Source organism: Burkholderia puraquae (assembly GCF_002099195.1).
Lineage (GTDB): Bacteria > Pseudomonadota > Gammaproteobacteria > Burkholderiales > Burkholderiaceae > Burkholderia > Burkholderia puraquae.
Window position 1 is genome coordinate 221237 of sequence record NZ_NBYX01000003.1, and the last position, 18045, is coordinate 239281.

The window sequence follows — 18045 nt, forward strand, 5'->3', positions numbered from 1 at the left end:
GGCATGCGGGCGGGCCGTCGACCGGCCTCGCCCGCTCCTTCGTTCAGGCCCGCCCGTCACCCCGCGCGCTGCACGGGTGCCATTTTCGAGAAGTACTTCGCGCCCGCCACGCAACCGACCACGACGACGGTCACCACGACCATCGACGGCGGCACCGTCTCGTGCAGCAGCCCGGCCGCCAGCAGCAGGCCGAAGAACGGCTGCAGCAGTTGCAACTGGCCGACGCTCGCGATCCCGCCGAGCGCGAGCCCGCGATACCAGAACACGAAGCCGATCAGCATGCTGAACAGCGACACGTACGCGAGCCCCCACAGCGCAGCGGCATCGACGCCGTCGAACGACGCGGGCCACGTGAGCCACGTCAGCGGCAGCATCAGCGGCAGCGACAGCACGAGCGCCCACGAGATCACCTGCCACCCGCCGAGCTGGCGCGACAGGCGTGCGCCTTCCGCGTAGCCCAGCCCGCATGCGACGATCGCGGCCAGCATCAGCGCATCGCCGACCACCGACGCCTGGCCGCCGTTGCGCAGCGCAAACGCGGCCACCGCACCGCTGCCGACGATCGAGAAGATCCAGAACGGCAGCCTCGGCCGTTCGCCGCCGCGCCACACGCCGAACAGCGCGGTCGCGAGCGGCAGCAGCCCGACGAACACGATCGCGTGCGCAGAGGTCACGTGCTTCAGCGCAAGCGCGGTCAGCAACGGAAAACCGACCACGACCCCGAGCGCGACGATGACGAGCGACACGGTCTCGGCGCGCGTGGGCCGCTTCTGCTTAAGCGTGACGAGCAACGCGAGGCCGAGCGCGCCGGCGATCGTCGCGCGCGCGAACGTGAGGAACAGCGGGTCGAGCCCCTGCACCGCGACACGCGTCGCAGGCAGCGAGCCACTGAAGATGATCACGCCCAGCAGGCCGCTGAGCCATCCGTCGGTCGTCTTTTGCACGGGAAATCCTGAACGGGGAAAGTGGATCTCCGATGATCCGCCGCCCGTGAAAAGCGCGTAAGCTACAGCCCAATACAATTCGGACAAACTGTACTGGACAACCGGCCGTACAGTTCATTCTTCCCCCATGAGCCAGGCCGCCCCGCTTCCCGTTCCGCCCACCCCGTCGCGCACGCGCGTGGAAACCGTGATGGATACGTTGCGCGCCCGGATTGCGAGCCGCGCGCTGATGCCCGGCGCGCGCGTGCCGTCGATCCGGATGATGGCGGACGGGCTGGGCGTATCGAAATCGACCGTCGTCGATGCGTACGAGCGGCTCGCGAGCGAAGGCGTGCTCGTCGCGCGGCGCGGCTCGGGTTTCTATGTGTCGGGGCACGCGCCGCCGCTCGCGCTCGCCGATCTCGGCCCGCGGCTCGATCGCGGGCTCGATCCGCTGTGGCTGTCGCGCCAGTCGCTCGAGGCGGCGCCGACGTCCGTGAAGCCCGGTTGCGGGTGGCTGCCGCCATCGTGGCTGCCGGACGAAAGCCTGCGCCGCGCGCTGCGCGCCGCATCACGCGACGAATCCGACGCGCTGACCGACTACGCGACGCCGCTCGGCCTGCCCGCGATGCGCCAACAGCTCGCCTGGCGGCTCGCGCAGCACGGCGTCCAGGCCGAACCTGCGCAGATCATGCTGACCGACGGCGGCTCGCACGCGCTCGATCTCGTCTGCCGCCTGCTGCTCGAGCCGGGCGATACGGTCGTGCTCGACGATCCGTGCTACTTCAACTTCCAGGCACTGCTGCGCGCGCACCGTGCGCGGATCGTCAGCGTCCCGTACACGCCGAACGGCCCGGATCTCGCGCGCTTCGAGCAGGTGCTCGCCGAGCATCGGCCACGCCTGTACATCACTAACGCGGCGCTGCACAACCCGACCGGCGCGACGCTATCGGCGCCCGTCGCGCACCGGCTGCTGACGCTTGCGGCCGAGCATGGCCTGCTGATCGTCGAGGACGACATCTTTGCCGACTTCGAGAGCACGCCCGCGCCGCGCCTCGCGGCCTTCGACGGGCTGTCGCGCGTCGTGTCGATCGGCAGCTTCTCGAAGACGCTGTCGGCCGCGATCCGCTGCGGATACGTCGCTGCGCGCCCGGAATGGATCGAGGCGCTCGTCGACCTGAAGCTCGCGACGTCGTTCGGCCATGCGCAGATCGGTGCGAACGTCGTACACAGGTTGCTCATCGACGGCACGTACCGGCGCCATGTCGACAGCCTGCGCGCGCGCCTCGCGGACGCGATGGGCGAAACGCTCCGCCGCGTCGCGCGCGCCGGGCTACGGACCTGGACGGAGCCGCGCGGCGGCCTGTTCGTGTGGGCGGCGTTGCCCGACGGGCTCGACGCCGCGCGCGTCGCACGCCATGCGCTGGACCACGATGTGGTGCTCGCGCCCGGCAACGTGTTCAGCGCGTCGCACAGCGCGACGTCGTACCTGCGTTTCAACGTGTCGCGCTGCAAGGGGCCGGCGGTGTTCGATGCGCTGGCGCGGGCGATGGAGGCGGCGCGGGCCGAAGAATGCAGTGGCATGCAGGCGGATGCGGATGGACGCGTCCCCGCTGTGGAATGATGGAACCCGGCTATTGGGCAGACAATTACGGAATGGATCGGCAATTTGCCTCCGTCGTCTGAAGTCTGGCTAACCGAGATCCGATACAGCGTGTCGCTTGGGATACCTCGTTTCAAAAATCGTACACGTCCAATGGACGAACATATCTTAGTCATCCGATAGTTTTCCACCTCTTCCGGATAACTATCGAATCAATGAGCGAAAACTTCGAATCACGCGGCACCACGCGCCAAGAAGACTGCGATGAATGGATTGCCTCGCGTCATGCAGGAACTGAATCCCGAGAATGTCATCAGGTGGGACAAGCAGACGCAGAGAAACATCACGTGCACTGTGTTTCCCGATAACGGGATCACGGATGCCGCGGTATGCAAACCCGATTCACACACGCGAATAATCGCAATCTACCCGCATTTCTGCATGCTTCCCGATGCTCGGCTTTCCACCAACTGCAAACTGAAAGTCCTGATTCATGAGTGCACACACTACATCGATACGTTCGACTCAAACGACGAAATATACGGGTTCGGCACCGGTCTGAAGTATTGGGCTCAGACACACACGGATGTCGCGATCGATAACGCCGAGAGTCTCGCCTGCTACATTTCATTCTTTGACGACAGGATCCTGGGGTGACAATTCTTGCACGCGTGATCAGTGTCGCGATCTGGTCCTGCCCCTCGTTTTCGATGTCATCCACGGCCTGTACCGTTTCCGAAGACTTGCTCGACAGCGCCCCGTTCAATTCCGATGCGATCCCTAACGAGGATCGCATCAAGATTGCAGAAATGGAAAGACAGCGCCGGTTACGAAGGCTATCTTCAGATCGGACTGACACTGGTGCCGTTTTGCAACGATGGAGTCGGCACCTGTGCAGCGATCCGCACATCACGCCGACATCCAGAGCACTTCGCTGAGGTAGTCCGCCGCTCAACGACATCACGATCGCGTCGCGTGGGCGACGGGTGACCCGCACCTCTCGCGCCGCCTCCCCCGCCCACTTCACACCTCCGCCGCGTGCGCCCTCGCCCGCACTTCCGCAAACGACGTATCGACGAGCAGGCGCCCCGTATCGAACACCGTTTCCAGCGCCTCCTCCCACTCGCCTTCCAGCATCCGGTCGTCCCACGCGACGGGCAGCGTCGTCGTCCGATACTCACCGGTACGGCGATTGCGCAGCAGCGTGAGCCGGCCCCTCTTCGAGCGCTTGCGCTGATCGGTGACCGGATCCTTGCAGACGTCGTGCCACACGCCGCCGCGCCGGATCGCCGAGCACTTCATCGCGAAACGCTGCGTGTCGCGATTCACCTGCTGCAGCAACCCGCCGCCCATGCCGAACACGACGTTGCCGGCCGCATAACCCGCGTCGTCGAGCGCGGAAAGAATCGCTTCGATCGACAGCTCGTCGACGCCGTCGCCCTGGATCACGCGCACGCGATTCAGCACGCGCCGCCCCTTGCCGTTCACGGTCGAGCCGAACGATGCGTCGAGCGCGCGCACGGTCTGCAGCACGATCGTCACCGGGTCGCCCGAATCGGGCCGCACGACGAGCGTCGCGCCGGAATCGAGCACCGCCTGGCGCAGCGGGCCGCCCCACATCTCGAGCGCCGCGAACAGATCGTAGGAGTCCGACACGACCGATACGATCGCACCGGGCATGCCGAAGCGCTCGATCATGTTCCGGTATGCATCGGCTTCGCGTTCGCGCCCCCACGACGTGATCGTGCTGTGCTCGGCCGCCGGCACCGAGTACGCGGCCATCGGCTCGCGATAGAAGCGGTTCGCGGCCAGCACGCCGAGCACCGTGTCCGAGCCCATGAAGTTCACGAGGTGTGCCGCGCCGCCGATCGCGGCCGACTCCGCACTCGATACGCCGCGCGCGCCGAAATCGTGCAGCTTGAACGGCAGTTGTGAGAGATCGTCGTCGGTCTTTTCGAGGAAGCGGCGGATCGTCTGCCGCAGGTGCCAGCTGCGCGTCGCGACCGTCACCGGATACCACACGCGCAGCAGCATCGTCTCGAGATACGACGCGAGCCAGAACACCTGCGGGTCGTCGCATTCGACCGTCATCAGCGCGTTGTGCACCGGCACGACCGAACCCTCGGGTACCGCGCGGATCTTCACCGGCAGGTACCCGTCGTAGCGTTCGACGATGGTGCGCCACCCCGCTTCGTTGAACGGCTCGCCGTGCACCGCGAAGAAATCGCGCGCATCGTCGATCATCGCGTGCGTGACGGGCTTGCACAGATATTCCTTCAGCAGCATCTGCAGGCCGAAGAACACCGTACGGTCGTAGCGGCCGCCGCGCGATTCGACGTACGAGAACATCGCCGACGCGTCGGGCGGATATTGCAGGAAGTGGGAAGCCTTGTACGAATCCGTGTTGAGGATCGGATTGGCGAGAACCGCGGCAAAGCCGCCGAGATCGTTTTGCATGGCTAGAGCTCCTCTAGGCCGTTGAAGTGCCGCCGCGTCTGTCGCGGCGGACGGAATGCGGGGAATCAGCGAGTCACAGCTTCCCCAGGAAGTGATAAGCGATGTCGAAGTGATCCTCGAACATCACGTTGCGCATCTGCGCGAATTCGTTGAGCGGCACCCAGCGCGCCTTGTCGGCATCGTCGCTGCCCTTCACGCGCGGCAGCTCGCCGGTCGGGAAGTTGAACAGGCACGCGTGCGTGATCGTGCGGCCGCGCAGCGAACGCGTCGGGTGATCGAACACCTGGCGATCCTTGATCGAGCCGCGCAGCACGGGCTCGGGAAGCTTCAGCCCGGTTTCCTCGCGCAGCTCGCGGATACAGGCCGCGTCGAGCCGCTCGTCCTGGTTCACGAACCCGCCCGGCAGCGCCCACAGGCCGCGGCCCGGCTCGCTGCGGCGGCGCACGAGCAGGATATGGCCCGAGTGCACGACCACCGCGTCGACCGTCACGAACGTGACGGGATACGGCGCGGCCGCCCATGCCTTGCGATACGCGGCGATGAATTCGGCTTCCGATTTCAGCTGCGCGAATTCCGGCTGCGTGCGGAAACGCTCGAGCCAGCCGAACACGGGTTCCGGCACCGCCCACTGCACGAAGCTGTTGGTGCGTTCGGCGAAATACTGGTCGCGGATCTCGGTGGCGGAAATGTCTTCGGTCGCATCGACGTCGACGAGCTCCCATTGCGGGAACATCCGCAGGTAATACGAAGTGGCGTCCTTCTCGTGGCCGATCAGCCCGACCTTGCGCTGCGCGATGTCGCCAAGCGCGGACGCCACGGCATCCTGCACCCAGCGCACCCAGTCGCCGTCGTTGTAGGTCGAATCCTGCAGCGGCGCGATCGTGACGCGGTCGCGCTCGGACGCGTCGAGCAGCGAAGCCAGCATCTGGCGGCGCTCGTCGAACGAGAACGGATCCTTGATGGTGCGGGGCTTGTCGGTCGACCCGATCAGCACGCACACGCGCTCGGCCCGGCTCAGTGCCGACTTCAGCACGTTCAGGTGACCACGATGCGGAGGCTGGAAACGACCAATGAAAACGAGCGCGTCGAAGCGCCGGTTCTGTTGCGTACTCATGAGGCTCCCTCAAGAGATTGAAACGCTTCGGGTCTTTCCCGAAGGGTTGAAACGAATCCTAGGGGAAATCCCGAGGGACGTCAATCGAGCCCCTCCTCGACTTGACGAAGTCTGAAGAAATGCGCGGCATTGGCGGGTTACACTCGATTTCATCCCAATCCGGCCGTTGCGCCCACCATCATGAGGATTTCAGTCAGCCGGACCGTCGGCGTCGACCGCCGGCGCCTCTTCACGTGGTCGCAGGACTACGCGCGGCGGCTCGTGTGGGACAGCTTCCTCACCGACGCCTATCTGCTCGACGGCATGGCGGCCGACGTCGGCGCCGACGCGTTCTGCCGCAGCCAGTCGGGCGCGACGATGGTGTCGCGCTACATCTCGTACCGTCCGCCGCAGGTCGCGGCCGTCGAAATGGTCGACGGGCCGAAAGTGCTCGAGCGCTTCAGCGGCAGCTGGAACTTCACCGAGCACACGCCCGGCACGACCGAGGTGAAATTCACGTACAACTTCCGTGCTCAGCCGGCCTGGCTGCGCTGGCTGCTCGAACCGCTGATCGGCGCGTTCTATCTCGTGCAGACGCGCCGGCGTCTCGATTCGTTCAAGCGCTGGGCCGAAGCCGAAGCGCTGCCGCGCTGACCGGCGACCACGGGCCGCACGATCCGGCGCATCCACGCCGCCTCCTCACGAATGTGTTCGAACGCGCCATTGCCGCGCCGTCGGGCCTTCGCCGCGCATTTGCCAGATTCGCCGAACCCGGGGAAACTACGGGCGGCCGTCACTCTGACGGCGAGCCCCGACCGAGAGAACGGGGTACTCCTCCCTGAAACGGCTTCGACACGAACATAATCCGATGAGCCTGATATCCCGATTCTTTGGCCGCAAGGAAGAACCCGAAAACCCCGTCGCACTGGTCGCGGCATCCGACGTCGAGAATCCGCTGAGCGTGACGGTCGTCTTCGACGGCCCGCTGCAGGTCGATATCGCCGCGCTGACGGCCGCGCTGCGCGCGTACCACCCGAGCATGAAGCAGGCGCGCGTCGAAACCGAGCCGACGCTGGAGCAGGTGTTCGGGCTCGCCGGCTGGGGCAACCACGTCGTCCGCCTGGTCGGCTTCGATGCGCCCTATCCGTCCGAGGCGCTGGAAGCGTGCGTCGCGCCAGCGCACTATGGGCAGGACCTGAAGCAGCAGGTGCGCGCGAGCCGCAGCCACGTGATCCTCTACTACGCCGGACACGAAACGAATCCGCTCGACCAGTATGTCGCGCTGGCGGCGGTCGCCGGCGCGCTCGCCGAACAGAACGGCCTCGCAGTGCTGAACGAGCACGCGCACACGTCGCTGCCGGCCGGCGTCTTCAACGCGAAGGAACTCGGCGAGGAAAGCCTCGACGTGCTGCGGGATATCCCGCTGAACCTGTTCTTCTGCGGCTTCGTGAAATACGAAGTCGAAGGCGTCGACGGCGTGTGGATGCGCACCTATGGCGCCGACGTGTTCGGCCTGCCCGATTTCGCCGCGCTCGCCGAAGGCCATCACGAGGGCGAACGCTATTCGGGCATCTTCAACAACGTGATGCATTACCTGCTGGAAAGCGGCGCGCGCATGCATGCGGGCGAAACGATGCAGATCGGCGCGGAAACGTTCATGAAGCTGCGCGAACCGCTCGAGCACGAGTACTACCTGCAGGGGCCGTCGCAGGTGCTGGTGGCCGAGCTGATCTCGGCGGACCAGATCAATCGCTGATTTCACCTCGTCGTATCTTGCAGCACGGCGCACGGGTTCAACGCTTCGCGAACCACGTGCGCAGCTGCATCACCTGACGGCGGCGTGACAGCCGCCGCACGAACCCCATCTGGAGCGATCCGTGTTCGGCATCCGCCTTGGTCTCACGCTGGCCGCCATCGGCCTCTCGTTGTCGGCCCATGCCGACAGCATCGACTGCTCGCGCGCGAAGACGCGCACCGATCGCCTGATTTGCAGCGACAAGGCGCTCGTGTCGGCCGACAGCACATTGTCGAGCGCCTACTACGATGCAGTCGGCATCGCCGCCGACCAGCAAGCGGTTATCCAGTCACAACGCACATGGCTCAAGCAGCGCGATATGTGCGGCGACGCGGCGTGTGTCGCTGCGGCCTACCGCGACCGTACTGCGGCGTTGAAGCAGGTCAAGCACGCGGGCTGGAAAACCTATCGCGATCCGGCGCTCGGCATCTCGTTCGAATACCTCGCGAATCGCCAGATCAAGAAGCCGTGCCCCGAAATCGGCGGCGACAGCTGCATTGCGATCGTCGGCCGCAACATGACCTACAGCAACTACTTCATCGCGTTCGAGATCGTCGACGGCGCGCTGGAGCCCGTCGCGGAGAAGGAAGCGGGATTCGTGAAGCAGGACGACGGCAAGTGGGTGACGTCATACGGCCCAGGCATCGCACAGGAAGTAGAGCGCCTCTCCGGCCCCGGCTGGCGCGGCATGCAAGCGACGATCACGTGCGGCATCAGCGATCCGGAAACCGGCTTCCACTCGGCGGCCGGCGAATGCTACTGGGCCGTGCTGAGCAACGGCAAGCGCGCGGCCGTTGCGAACACGCAGGGTATCGTCGGCACTGACGACGCGACGCTGCACAGCGTGTCGTCGTTCCGGTTCGAGCGCTAGCGGGCATCGCACGACGCGCGTCCGCCCGGGCAGGCATCGACGGGCCGGCGCCGTCACAGGGCGCGATGGCGACGCACTAACGCGCACCGTTCCCGCGCAACATAAACGTTTCCGCACCCGCATCGCGGCGCAGCGTGACCTCCGTACCGGTCAGCCATCCTGACGATTTCAGGATCGGCCTCGCGATCGCGTACAGGCGGTCGGCGCTCGTACCATAAAAGTACAAGTAACCGTCGTTGCCGTCGCGATGCAGTTCGGTCTCGCCCAGTTCGCCGGCCCCTGCCCGTTTCACCGCGCGATCCAGCCGTTGCTCCAGCGCGTGAAGGCGCGCCTTGTCCTTCTCGTCGTAATCGAAGTGAACCATCACAACCGGACCGGGCGGCTTCGGCGGCATATCCGCGGCAGCGTTGCCGGTGAGCAGCACCGCGCCAAGCATCGCGGCGAACCGGATTCCGTTACGCATATCGGTAAAGGAAGTGAAACGCGCGCTCACGTCGCCGCACCGCCGCGCGCAACCTGCTGCCGGACTTGCGCCTGCGTGCCGAGCGCGACGGCAATCGCATCGACCGCATCGGCCGCACGCGCCGCGCCGCACATGAACGCGTCGACAGCCGCGAAGCGATGCTCGGGCCACGTGTGGATCGTGATGTGCGATTCGGCGAGCAGCACGACGCCCGTCACGCCATGCTCGCCGCCGAAATGATGGAAATGCGCGCCGATCACGCGTGCACCTGCGCGTTGCGCCGCGTCGGTGAGGATCGACTCGAGCCGCGCGGCGTCGCGCAGCAACGCCGCATCGATACCGGCGAGGTCCGCCAGCACATGCGAGCCGAGCGTCGCGCGCGGTGGCGCGATCCCGTCGCGTGCGGTCATTTGTGCGACCCGTACGACGAATAGCCGCTGCGGGCCGACGAACTGCCCCAGCCGCTGCCGCCCGAACCGCTGCCGCCGATCGATGCGCAACTGAACAGCGTGACGACAATCAGGCCGTAGATGCCGTAGAGGACGTACCGGATCACGCGTTGCCCCCGTCCGATGCAAAGCGCTTCCACAGCCATTCAGGCAGCCACAGCACCAGCAGGCCAATCAGCAGGTAGAAGGAGCGGCCGCTGAACGAGAACAGCGAGCCCATGTTCAGGATCACGAGCAGCGCGCTGAACACGAGCGGCAGCGGTGCGAAACTGTGCGGGCCTTTCCGGCCGAACAGGCCCGTCGACGCAGTGGCACCCGTTGCCGCGGCAGCCGCGGCCGTCGCGAGCGCCGGCGTGCCGAAGCGTTCGGCGAGCGTGCTGCCCGACAGCGGCCGCGCGCGCGACCAGACGATCTCCGCGTCGCTGCGCTCGCGCGTCAGCTTGTCCTTCTGCCAGCCGTAGTCGATGATCGACGTGCGATCCCCGACCTGCACGCGCCAATTGAACGCACCGACCACGTAGACAACCTCCGAGTCGTATTCCTCGCGCAGGCGGTAGGTCTTGCCGCCGTCGGTCACGTCGGACTCGCTGCCGATCGTCGGCCATTGGTCGAGCACCTGCACGCGCTCCCAGCGCCCTTCACTTTGCACGAGCCACAGGAAGCCGCGCTTCGGGTTCAGCAGCAGGTATTCATCCCACGTCTGTTCGTCGCCCGGCACGCGGCAACGCATCATGCCGATCACCGTGTACTTCACGCCATCGAACGTGCCGACCGCCCCGAGTTCCAGCGCCCCCTTCACCGCGTCGAGCTTGCGCTGCGCGGCGAACACGGTCTGCTGCTCGGCCGTGCACTGCACGCCCGCGTGGCAACTGCCGCACACGACGTAGTCGGCAACGTTCGGCGCATACGACAGCGGCGCGCCGCAGCTCGGGCACGCGAACGGCACCATCTCGGCACCACGCTTCTCGCGCGTATCGTTTTCGGTATCGCGCAGGCCGGTGAACGCGAGCGCATCGAATGCCAGCGCTTCGCCCGTATAGACGGCCGGGCTCCCGTCATTCGAATCGGCGTCGGAATAGTCGTAGGTCGCGAACGCGTTGCCGGTGCGCAGGTCGACGACGCGCGCCTCCCAGCCGGCATCGACGCGAAACGGCAGCTCGCCGTCGCCGCCCGTGCAGCGCGCGGTGCGCACGTCCGACACGAGAAACGCGCGGCCGCCGTGGTCGATCCGCATGCCCGGCTCCAGCGTGCCGAACGCAGGCCACGCGCCGCCGGACGCGTCGTCGGGCTCACGCACCGTGATCGCATACTGGCCCGACGCATCCGACAGCCAGCCGAACGTGCCGTCGTCGAACACGACGTACCACTCGCTCCACGCGCCGGCGTCGTAGGTCATCTGGATGCGGCCGAGCACCGTGAACGTACGCTTGTCGTAGCGCCCGGCCGTGCCGATCTGGATCGGCGACGCATCGTCGAGCACCGTGGCCAGTTCGCCGATACGTTCGACGTCGGACCCGCGCCTGAGCAGCGTGCTGCGGCAGAACGCGCAGACGGCCATCACGGCCGCCGCCGAGCGGAACTCGACCGGCGCGCCGCACTGGGGGCACGAGGTACTGAACATGCGCGACGCTTACCGGGTGAGCTTCGCGAGAATTTCAGCCTTCGCGCGCGAATATTCATCTTCGGTCACGAGGCCCTTGTCGAACAGCGCCTTCAACTGTTCGAGCCGCTGCACGTAATCGGTGCCTTCCGCCGGTGCGGCAGGCTGCGCCGCGGCGGCCGGTGCCGCGACGGGCGCGGGCGGCGCCGGTTGCGCAGCGCCCGCCATCTGGCCGGCCATTGCCTGCCCGATCACCGCGCCCGCGGCGAGCCCCGCGCCGACGCCCGCGATACCGCCCGGGTTCTGTGCGGCGAGCGGAATCGCCTGCGCGGTCTGGTATTGCGTGGCGCGCGCGAGATCGCCGGCCATCCCCGCGCCGATCCGCAGGTCGAGCGCCTTCTGCAATTCCGCCGGCAGCGACACGCTTTCAACCGCGAACGCGTCGAGCGCGAGGCCATAGCGGGTGAACACCGGCACCAGCGCCTCGGCGACGCGCTGCGACAGCAGCGACTGGTTCGCGGCCATGTCGACAAACGGCACGTCGGCCGAGCCGAACGTCGTGCTCATCGCGGTGACGACCAGGTTACGCAGTTGCTGTTCGAGATCGTCGACCGTGTACTGCGCGCGCGTGCCGCTGACTTCGCGATGGAACGCGCCCGCGTCGACGATCCGGTACGAGTAGATGCCGAACGCGCGCACCTGCACGAAGCCGAATTCGCGATCGCGGATCGTCACCGGCTGCGCGGTACCCCAGCGGCGGCCGAGCTGCAGCCGCGTACTGAAAAAATAGACGTCCGACTTGAAAGGCGATTGAAAGAACTTGTCCCAGTTCTTCAGGTACGTGAGCACCGGCAGCGTGTTCGTCTCCAGCGTGTACAGCCCCGGCTGGAAGACGTCGGCGACCTTGCCTTCGTTGACGAAGATCGCGACCTGCGTTTCGCGCACGGTCAGCTTGCCGCCGTACTGGATTTCCTGGTCTTCCATCGGATAGCGCCAGGCCAGCACGCCGTCGGTGTCTTCCGTCCATTGCAGGACGTCGATGAACTGCTTGCGGATAAACGATCCCAGACTCATGTCGGTCTCCTCGAAACGCGTGGCGCGTCAGGTCAGGCAGGCGGCATTGATGATGCCGACGACGAGCGACGCGGTGCCCATCAGGCCGCCCATCGCGACGTTGCGATCCTCGATCGCATGATTCATGCCGGGCATCAGGCGGGTCAGCACCGCATAGGCGATCAGTTGCACGGCCATCGCGCCGACGGCCCAGATCACGACTTCGCCGAGCGTCGAGTTGTGCGCGATGCTGGACGCGAGCGTCAGGCAGAAGCCGATCAGCGCGCCGCCGAACGACAGCGTCGCGGCTGCGTTGCCGTCGCGGATCAGCGCCAGCTCGTCGAACGGCGTGACCTTCAGGTACACTGCCGCGAACACAAGAAGCAGCACGAACGCCGACAGTAAATGAACCGCATAGAGATAGGCACTATTCATTCTTTCCCTCGGATTTCGTGCTCGGTTCGCCGGCCCATGCAGGGCCAGCAGACGGATGGCCACCCCACAAAATTCCGCGCCAGTATATCCACATTGCCGACCGCTGCACAACGGACGCACCATGCTGCATAAGCGCGCGCTCGTCCTGTCGATTCTCGTGCTCGCGTCGTGCGGGCTCGGCTACGAACTGATCAGCAGCGCGCTGTCCAGCTACCTGCTCGGCGATTCGATCCTGCAGTTCTCGTCGGTGATCGGCTGCTACCTGTTCGCAATGGGGATCGGCTCATGGCTCGCGAAGTTCGTCGAGGACGACGACGTGCTCGACCGCTTCGTCGACATCGAGCTGCTCGTCGGCCTGCTCGGCGGCATCTCGGCCGCGCTGCTGTTCGCGGTGTTCGCATGGCTCGCCGCGCCGTTCCGCGCCGCGCTCTATGCACTCGTGCTGGCGCTCGGCCTGCTGATCGGGATGGAGATCCCGCTCGTGATGCGCGCGTTCCAGCAGCGGCGCCAGGCGTTCCGCCATACCGTCAGCGAAGTGCTGACCTTCGACTATCTCGGCTCGCTCGCCGTGTCGCTGATCTTCCCGCTCGTGCTCGCACCGCGTCTCGGCCTGCTGCGCACCAGCTTCCTGTTCGGGCTCCTGAACGCGTTCGTCGCGCTGTGGACGACGCACCTGTTCCGCGACGAGATTCGCAACGTGCGCGGCAAGCTGATGCGCGCGTCGCTCGTGATCGGGCTGCTCGTTGCAGGCTTCGCGCTGTCGGACCGCATCACGCACTGGGCCGAGCACGGCGTATACGGCGACGAAACGATCTATTCGGAAACCACGCCGTACCAGCGCATCGTGCTCACGCAGTGGCACGACGACCTGCGGCTGTACCTGAACGGCAACCTGCAGTTCTCGTCCCGCGACGAGCATCGCTATCACGAGGCGCTGGTCCACCCGACCGTCGAGGCGCTGCCGTGGGCGAAGCGCGTGCTCGTGCTCGGCGGCGGCGACGGCCTCGCGGTGCGCGAACTACTGAAGCACCGCAACCTCGAACAAATCACGCTCGTCGATCTCGATCCCGCGATGACGAAGCTGTTCTCGACGTCCGCACCGCTCGTCAAGCTGAACCAGGGCGCGCTCGAGGATCCCCGCGTGCACGTGATCAACGACGACGCGGTGCGCTGGCTCGAATCGAACGCCGACGTGTACGACGCGATCGTCGTCGACTTCCCCGACCCGACCAACTTCGGGCTCGGCCGGCTGTATTCGGTGCCCGTGTTCCGGCTGCTCGCGCGCCACCTGTCGGAGAACGGCTATGCGGTGATCCAGTCGACGTCGCCGTACTTCGCGCCGCACGCGTACTGGACCATCATCGCGACGCTGCACGAAGCGGGGCTCAGCACGTGGCCGTACCACTGCTACGTGCCGTCGTTCGGCGACTGGGGCTTCGTGATCGCCGGCAAGCGCCGCGACTTCACGGTGCCGACGCACTACTCGGTGCCCATGCGCTGGCTCGACGCGCAGACGGCCGTCGAGATGTTCCACTTCCCGGCCGACATGCCGGCGCTGCCGATGTCGCCGAACGAACTCAACGACCAGCCGCTCGTGCGCCGTTTCGACGACGACTGGAAACACGTGTTGCGCTGATGGATCGCCGCACGTTCCTCGTCGCGTCGGCGGCCGCGTCGCTCGCCGCCTGCGGGCGCACCGGCTGGATCGAGACGACGCCGCATGTCGGCTACCCCGGCATGCGCGAAGGCCATGCGCTGCGCGACCATACGACGCTGCCGCCGCCTTCCGGCGCGATCGAGACCGACGTCGCGATCCTCGGCGCGGGTGCTGCCGGGCTGTCGTGCGCATGGCAGCTCGCACGCGCGGGCCACAAGCGCTTCACGATGCTCGCGGGCCCCGAATTGGGCGGCAACGCGGCCGGCGGCCGCTTCGGCGATCTCGGCTATCCGAAAGGCGCGCACTACCTGCCGCTGCCGTCGCTCGAATCCACGCATCTGCGCGACATGCTCGCCGATCTCGGCGTGATCGAATCGGCGCCGTTCTCCGCGCGCCCGGTGTACGACGAGCGTGCGCTCGTGCATGCGCCCGACGAACGCCTCTTCATCGCCGGGCAGTGGCAGGACGGTATCGTGCCGACGGCCGGCCTCGGCGCCGACGAACTCGCACAACAGGCACGCTTCTTCGCGTACACGGACGGGCTGCGCACCGCCCGCGGCGCCGATGGCCGCAAGGTGTTCTGCATCCCGATCGCCGAATCGTCGCGCGACCCGCGCTGGCGCGCGCTGGACCGAAGCTCGTTCCGTCAGTGGCTGCTCGACGAGGGCTACACCGCGAAAGCGCTGCACTGGTACCTGAACTACTGCTGCCGCGACGACTACGGCGCGGGGTACGAGCGCGTGTCCGCGTGGGCCGGCCTGCACTATTTCTCGTCGCGCGGCGGCCACGCGGGCGATGCGAGCGACGGCGCGGTGCTGACCTGGCCCGACGGGCTTCACACGATGGTGACGAAGCTGAGCGATTCGATCACCGCGCGCACCGGCTCGAATGCATGGTCGCGCGACGGCTTCGCGGTACGTGCGACCGAACGGGCGGGCGGCGTCGACGTGCTGTGCGCGCGCATGAGCGACGACGGCACGCTGTCGACGTTCACGCTGAAGGCGCGTCGCGTTGTGTGCGCGATGCCGCTGTTCGTCGCGGCGTGCGTGTTTCCGCAGCTTTCCGCGTATGGCTTCGACCCCGCGCGCGACCTGCCGCCGCGCGCGCCGTGGCTCGTGTCCAACTTCCTGCTCGACGGGATGCCGGCCGAAAAAGCGGGCGTACCGCTCGCGTGGGACAACGTCGTCTACAACGGCGCGGGGCTCGGCTATGTCGTGTCGACACACCAGCTGATCCGCATGTCGCCGCCGACGCGCTCGGTGTTCTCCGCGTACCAGGCGTTGAGCACGCAAGCCCCGGACGACACGCGCCGCTGGCTCGCGCAGGCCAGGCCCGACGCGTTGCGCGAACAGGCGGCGATCGACCTGCAGGCCGTCTACGGCCGCAATCTGTGGAAACACGCGACGGCGCTCGAAATCACCGTGCGCGGTCACGCAATGGCGACGCCCGACGTCGGCTTCCTGAGCCGGCCGGGGCTGCTCGCCCTGCGCGATGCCGACGGCCCCGTCGTGTTCGCGCATGCGGACCTGTCCGGGCTGTCGCTGTTCGAGGAAGCGTCGTACTGGGGCGTGCTCGCCGCGCGGCGCGTCCTGGCCTGACGACCGTCATCCGTCATTGCGGCGCCACCACCACCCGCTATAATCGCGCGACATTCCGACTGCATTGAGCAGGCCGACGGTGCCGCGTCGTTCGACGCGCCGTATGCCCTCCTCGACAACAACAATGAAGAACAGAACCATCCGACGCCTTCGCCCGTTCGTGCGCGCTGCCGCGCGCGCGCTCGCGTGCACCCCGCTGCTCGGCGCGCCGCTGGCGCTGCATGCGGCCGACACCGCAGCCACCACCGGCACCGCATCCGCCGCCGGGCGCTACATCGTCGTCGACACCGGCCATACGCCGGCGCACCCGGGCTCCACCGGCGCGAGCGGCCGTGTCGAATACCTGTACAACCTCGATCTGTCCGCCGCGGTCGCCGAGAAACTCGTCGCGCATGGCGACCGCGTGCTGCGCACGTCGGCCGATGGCCGCGAGATCACACTCGACCAGCGTTCGACGCAGGCGCCCGACGCGAACCTGTTCGTGTCGATCCATCACGACTCGATGCAGCAGCAGTTCATCGACGCGGGCCGGCAGCGCGAATTCCGCGGCTTCTCGGTGTTCGTGTCGGAACGCAATCCGCACTACGCGGAAAGCCTGCGTTGCGCGAAAGCAATCGCCGAGCGGCTGGTCGCGGCCGGCGAGCGGCCGTCGCTGTATCACGCACAGCCGATCCGCGGCGAGAACCGCCCGCTGATCGACCCGCCACTCGGCATCCACCGCTTCGACGATCTCGTCGTGCTGCGCACCGCGCCGATTCCGGCCGTGCTCGTCGAGGCCGGCGTGATCGTCAACCCGGACGAGGAAGCACGGCTGGCGCGTCGCGAGACGATCCAGAAGCTGTCCACTGCGATCGCGGGCGGGATCGACGCGTGCACGGTGCCGCAATAAACGACGATAACGCCCGTCGGGCCCAACGGTTTTCACCCAGTCAGGAGCATCACCATGAAAATGAAGAATCTGCTCGTATCCTGCGCACTGCTCGCGCTTGCCGCTCCGTTCGCCGCGCACGCAGCCGGCTGTGCGAAGCCGCACAGCGCGTTCGACCAGGTGTACTGCAGCAGCACCCAGTTCTCGCAGACCGACCGCGACCTCAACGACGAGTACGGCCGCCTGCGCAAGCAACTGAGCAGCGACCAGCAGGCGACGCTGAAGGCCGGCCAGCTCGCGTGGCTGAAGCAACGCGATGCACAGTGCAGCGAGACGCGCAACAACGGCTACCTCGTGGATCTCCAGTGCGCGACCGACATGACGCAATCGCGGCTGTCGTTCCTGCGCGAGCGTGAACGCGAATGCACGAGCACGGGTTGCGTGACGTCGAAGCTCGGCGATTAAGGGCTTCGCGCGTGCCGCGCCGCGAAGCGTTTCGCGGCGCGGCGCTTCATGCCCTTGCGATCCCTGCGCTTCGGCACCGCGAGAGGAGCGGCGATGCGACATGAATTCTCTGAAGTCCTCAACGATCTGGTCGACTATTTTCTCGTCGGCGATCTCCTGCTGCTGAAACGCTTCCAGGAACGGCACGGGCTATCGGAGGACGTCGCGACGGCGTTCACGACGAACGACAGCGGCGACCGCGCCGTGCTGGAAGGCGTCGTCATTCCGGTGGCCGGCATCGAGAACCATCCGTACACGGTCATCTTCACACTGGATGACGCAACGCCCGAATTGCTGAAAACGGGAAGCCGCCTGCAGCATCGGCGCGGCGGGTACGTGCTGCGCGTCGAACATCGTTCGGTCATGCTCTACACGTGGCGGATTCTCGAACGCTTCAACGACGCAACGGTCAATGCACTGCTCGCGCGTTACCGCGAACCGGGCAGGCCCGTGATTGAAATCGACAACGGCTGGTATGAGGTCGAGATCCTCGGTGGCGAAGTCCCCCGCAACGCCTGGTTCGAGCCTGCGTTCGAATTCGTGCTGAAGAAAACCGACGCACCGGGCGATGCATCTCAGGTGGATATCAACTACCGTTTTACGATCGACGTCAGCCTGGATCCGGCGAATTGAATTTCTCTCACGACGATGCTGCCCACGGCAACCGATCAGGCGG

At 66.5% G+C, this 18045-nt stretch carries 18 protein-coding genes; 9 read left to right on the plus strand and 9 right to left on the minus strand.

Translation table 11 applies throughout. The features are described 5' to 3' along the window. Window positions 1-56 precede the first annotated feature (56 nt). Window positions 57-944, minus strand: a complete 888-nt coding sequence (locus B7G54_RS07920; RefSeq protein WP_085038584.1) for a DMT family transporter — start codon at window positions 942-944, stop codon at window positions 57-59. A 127-nt stretch (window positions 945-1071) separates the two neighbouring features. On the opposite strand from B7G54_RS07920, the gene B7G54_RS07925 reads away from it, so the two are divergent. Then, complete coding sequence (locus B7G54_RS07925) at window positions 1072-2547, plus strand: aminotransferase-like domain-containing protein (protein WP_085038585.1); 1476 nt, start codon at window positions 1072-1074, stop codon at window positions 2545-2547. A gap of 1002 nt (window positions 2548-3549) precedes the next feature. On the opposite strand, the gene B7G54_RS07935 is transcribed toward B7G54_RS07925, so the two are convergent. Both B7G54_RS07935 and B7G54_RS07940 read right to left on the minus strand, forming a co-directional pair. Further along, window positions 3550-4983: a nicotinate phosphoribosyltransferase gene (locus tag B7G54_RS07935; RefSeq protein WP_085038587.1), complete on the minus strand. Its 1434-nt coding sequence runs from the start codon at window positions 4981-4983 to the stop codon at window positions 3550-3552. 73 nt (window positions 4984-5056) lie between these two features. After that, window positions 5057-6097 (minus strand): bifunctional nicotinamide-nucleotide adenylyltransferase/Nudix hydroxylase, encoded by a 1041-nt coding sequence (locus B7G54_RS07940; RefSeq protein ID WP_085038588.1) that lies wholly within the window; start codon window positions 6095-6097, stop codon window positions 5057-5059. Window positions 6098-6277: 180 nt separating this feature from the next. Here B7G54_RS07940 and B7G54_RS07945 point away from each other — a divergent pair, with 180 nt between their 5' ends. The 3 genes from B7G54_RS07945 to B7G54_RS07955 all read left to right on the plus strand — a co-directional run bounded on the left by B7G54_RS07945 (window position 6278) and on the right by B7G54_RS07955 (window position 8742). Then, window positions 6278-6730, plus strand: coding sequence for a type II toxin-antitoxin system RatA family toxin (locus tag B7G54_RS07945; RefSeq protein ID WP_085038589.1), 453 nt, complete (start codon window positions 6278-6280; stop codon window positions 6728-6730). Between the two features lie 214 nt (window positions 6731-6944). Next, window positions 6945-7832 carry a DUF4261 domain-containing protein gene (locus tag B7G54_RS07950; RefSeq protein ID WP_085038590.1) on the plus strand — a complete coding sequence of 296 codons (888 nt, stop codon included), beginning with the start codon at window positions 6945-6947 and terminating at the stop codon, window positions 7830-7832. A 121-nt stretch (window positions 7833-7953) separates the two neighbouring features. After that, on the plus strand, window positions 7954-8742 hold the full coding sequence (locus tag B7G54_RS07955) for a lysozyme inhibitor LprI family protein (RefSeq protein ID WP_085038591.1): 789 nt from the start codon (window positions 7954-7956) through the stop codon (window positions 8740-8742). Between the two features lie 76 nt (window positions 8743-8818). Here the strand turns inward: B7G54_RS07955 and B7G54_RS07960 are convergent, their stop codons facing one another. Genes B7G54_RS07960 through B7G54_RS07980 form a run of 6 tightly spaced genes read right to left on the minus strand, consistent with a single transcriptional unit; the run spans window position 8819 to window position 12742 of the window. Beyond that, entirely contained in the window at window positions 8819-9235 is a 417-nt protein-coding gene (locus tag B7G54_RS07960; RefSeq protein ID WP_244289287.1) for a hypothetical protein, read from the minus strand. Continuing rightward, window positions 9232-9615 carry an adenosylmethionine decarboxylase gene (gene speD, locus B7G54_RS07965; RefSeq protein ID WP_085038593.1) on the minus strand — a complete coding sequence of 128 codons (384 nt, stop codon included), beginning with the start codon at window positions 9613-9615 and terminating at the stop codon, window positions 9232-9234. The genes B7G54_RS07960 and speD overlap by 4 nt, the downstream gene beginning before the upstream one ends. Further along, window positions 9612-9761 (minus strand): hypothetical protein, encoded by a 150-nt coding sequence (locus tag B7G54_RS38985; protein WP_160257521.1) that lies wholly within the window; start codon window positions 9759-9761, stop codon window positions 9612-9614. The genes speD and B7G54_RS38985 overlap by 4 nt, the downstream gene beginning before the upstream one ends. Beyond that, window positions 9758-11275 (minus strand): DUF4178 domain-containing protein, encoded by a 1518-nt coding sequence (locus B7G54_RS07970; RefSeq protein ID WP_085038594.1) that lies wholly within the window; start codon window positions 11273-11275, stop codon window positions 9758-9760. Before B7G54_RS07970 ends, B7G54_RS38985 begins: the two co-directional genes overlap by 4 nt. 9 nt (window positions 11276-11284) lie before the next feature. Continuing rightward, window positions 11285-12328: an SPFH domain-containing protein gene (locus B7G54_RS07975; protein ID WP_085038595.1), complete on the minus strand. Its 1044-nt coding sequence runs from the start codon at window positions 12326-12328 to the stop codon at window positions 11285-11287. A gap of 27 nt (window positions 12329-12355) precedes the next feature. Further along, window positions 12356-12742: a DUF350 domain-containing protein gene (locus B7G54_RS07980; protein WP_085038596.1), complete on the minus strand. Its 387-nt coding sequence runs from the start codon at window positions 12740-12742 to the stop codon at window positions 12356-12358. 121 nt (window positions 12743-12863) lie between these two features. On the opposite strand from B7G54_RS07980, the gene B7G54_RS07985 reads away from it, so the two are divergent. From B7G54_RS07985 to B7G54_RS08005, 5 genes are all read left to right on the plus strand, one after another. Beyond that, a complete protein-coding gene (locus tag B7G54_RS07985) occupies window positions 12864-14378 on the plus strand; it encodes a polyamine aminopropyltransferase (protein WP_085038597.1) in 1515 nt (504 codons plus the stop codon). Continuing rightward, complete coding sequence (locus B7G54_RS07990) at window positions 14378-15997, plus strand: NAD(P)-binding protein (RefSeq protein ID WP_085038598.1); 1620 nt, start codon at window positions 14378-14380, stop codon at window positions 15995-15997. The genes B7G54_RS07985 and B7G54_RS07990 overlap by 1 nt, the downstream gene beginning before the upstream one ends. Window positions 15998-16121: 124 nt before the next feature. Beyond that, complete coding sequence (locus B7G54_RS07995) at window positions 16122-16886, plus strand: N-acetylmuramoyl-L-alanine amidase family protein (RefSeq protein WP_085038599.1); 765 nt, start codon at window positions 16122-16124, stop codon at window positions 16884-16886. Window positions 16887-16940: 54 nt separating this feature from the next. After that, entirely contained in the window at window positions 16941-17330 is a 390-nt protein-coding gene (locus B7G54_RS08000) for a lysozyme inhibitor LprI family protein (RefSeq protein ID WP_085038600.1), read from the plus strand. 93 nt (window positions 17331-17423) lie between these two features. Beyond that, entirely contained in the window at window positions 17424-18002 is a 579-nt protein-coding gene (locus B7G54_RS08005) for a hypothetical protein (RefSeq protein WP_085038601.1), read from the plus strand. Window positions 18003-18045 lie beyond the last annotated feature (43 nt).

What these genes read in the sequence shown, in the direction of transcription:
- B7G54_RS07925 (WP_085038585.1), top strand. Translation starts at nt 1,072, where the DNA reads ATGAGCCAGGCCGCCCCGCTTCCCGTTCCGCCCACCCCGTCGCGCACG.
- B7G54_RS07935 (WP_085038587.1), bottom strand. Translation starts at nt 4,983, where the DNA reads ATGCAAAACGATCTCGGCGGCTTTGCCGCGGTTCTCGCCAATCCGATC.
- B7G54_RS07940 (WP_085038588.1), bottom strand. Translation starts at nt 6,097, where the DNA reads ATGAGTACGCAACAGAACCGGCGCTTCGACGCGCTCGTTTTCATTGGT.
- B7G54_RS07945 (WP_085038589.1), top strand. Translation starts at nt 6,278, where the DNA reads ATGAGGATTTCAGTCAGCCGGACCGTCGGCGTCGACCGCCGGCGCCTC.
- B7G54_RS07950 (WP_085038590.1), top strand. Translation starts at nt 6,945, where the DNA reads ATGAGCCTGATATCCCGATTCTTTGGCCGCAAGGAAGAACCCGAAAAC.
- speD (WP_085038593.1), bottom strand. Translation starts at nt 9,615, where the DNA reads ATGACCGCACGCGACGGGATCGCGCCACCGCGCGCGACGCTCGGCTCG.
- B7G54_RS07970 (WP_085038594.1), bottom strand. Translation starts at nt 11,275, where the DNA reads ATGTTCAGTACCTCGTGCCCCCAGTGCGGCGCGCCGGTCGAGTTCCGC.
- B7G54_RS07975 (WP_085038595.1), bottom strand. Translation starts at nt 12,328, where the DNA reads ATGAGTCTGGGATCGTTTATCCGCAAGCAGTTCATCGACGTCCTGCAA.
- B7G54_RS07980 (WP_085038596.1), bottom strand. Translation starts at nt 12,742, where the DNA reads ATGAATAGTGCCTATCTCTATGCGGTTCATTTACTGTCGGCGTTCGTG.
- B7G54_RS07985 (WP_085038597.1), top strand. Translation starts at nt 12,864, where the DNA reads ATGCTGCATAAGCGCGCGCTCGTCCTGTCGATTCTCGTGCTCGCGTCG.
- B7G54_RS07990 (WP_085038598.1), top strand. Translation starts at nt 14,378, where the DNA reads ATGGATCGCCGCACGTTCCTCGTCGCGTCGGCGGCCGCGTCGCTCGCC.
- B7G54_RS07995 (WP_085038599.1), top strand. Translation starts at nt 16,122, where the DNA reads ATGAAGAACAGAACCATCCGACGCCTTCGCCCGTTCGTGCGCGCTGCC.
- B7G54_RS08000 (WP_085038600.1), top strand. Translation starts at nt 16,941, where the DNA reads ATGAAAATGAAGAATCTGCTCGTATCCTGCGCACTGCTCGCGCTTGCC.
- B7G54_RS08005 (WP_085038601.1), top strand. Translation starts at nt 17,424, where the DNA reads ATGCGACATGAATTCTCTGAAGTCCTCAACGATCTGGTCGACTATTTT.